This is a genomic window from Mesorhizobium sp. M1E.F.Ca.ET.063.01.1.1, assembly GCF_003998155.1.
Lineage (GTDB): Bacteria > Pseudomonadota > Alphaproteobacteria > Rhizobiales > Rhizobiaceae > Mesorhizobium.
Window position 1 is genome coordinate 1 of sequence record NZ_RZSC01001300.1, and the last position, 924, is coordinate 924.

At 66.6% G+C, this 924-nt stretch carries 1 protein-coding gene; it reads right to left on the reverse strand.

Annotated elements, in window-relative coordinates:
• Positions 1 to 23: 23 nt before the first annotated feature.
• A partial coding sequence (gene ftsA / locus EOA29_RS38095; RefSeq protein WP_127222494.1) for a cell division protein FtsA occupies positions 24 to 924 on the reverse strand: 901 nt, incomplete at its 5' end.

A 924-nucleotide genomic window follows, 5' to 3' on the forward strand; every position in this document is an offset into this window, starting at 1 on the left:
CCTATGGGGCTGTCCCCGTCAAATTAAAAACTGTCTCTCAACCACTGACTCATGCGATGCAGTTTTCCGCCCGTTCCGGTCATCCTGAAACCGGAAAGTCCTTTCGCCGAATGGCTCTCGAAGCTCGCCATCTGCGGGTAGATCATAAGCCCGACCGGGGTCGAGAACGCCGGCCCCTTGGCCGCTTCCGGCAGACCCGCCACGCCGAGCGGGCGGCCGATGCGCACATTGCGCCCGAGGATGCGGCGCGCTGCCTCCGGCAGGCCCGCCAACTGGCTGGCGCCGCCGGTGAGAACGACACGCTTGCCGACGGCGTTGCCGTAGCCCGACTTGTTCAACCGGTCGCGCAACAGCTCCAGCGTCTCGTCGATGCGGGCGCGGATGATGCGCGTCATCACCGAGCGCGGGATCTGCAGCGGCAATTCGCCTTCCTCGCCGATCGGCTGGATGGAAACCAGGTCGCGGTCGTCGGCGCTGCCGGGCAGCGCCGAGCCGTGCATCACCTTCAGCCGTTCAGCCGCGTCGAGCGAAGTCGACAGGCCCTTGGCCATGTCGAGCGTCACATGGTTGCCACCGATGGCGATGGCGTCGCCATGCACGAACTTGCCTTCCGAGAACACGGAGATCGTCGTGGTGCCGCCGCCCATGTCGATGCAGGCAGCGCCCATTTCGAGCTCGTCGTCGACCAGGGCCGCGAGGCCGCTGGCATAGGGCGTCGCCACCATGCGCTCGACCGAAAGATGCGAGCGGTTGATGCAGAGCTCCAGATTGCGCATTGGCGCGGCGTCGCCGGTCAGCACATGCATGTCGACGCCGAGCGCGTCGCCGACCATGCCGCGCGGATCGCGCATGCCGCGTTCGACGTCGAGCGAGAAGCCGACGGGAAGCGAGTGGACCACCTCGCGCTCGGCGTCGACATGCATG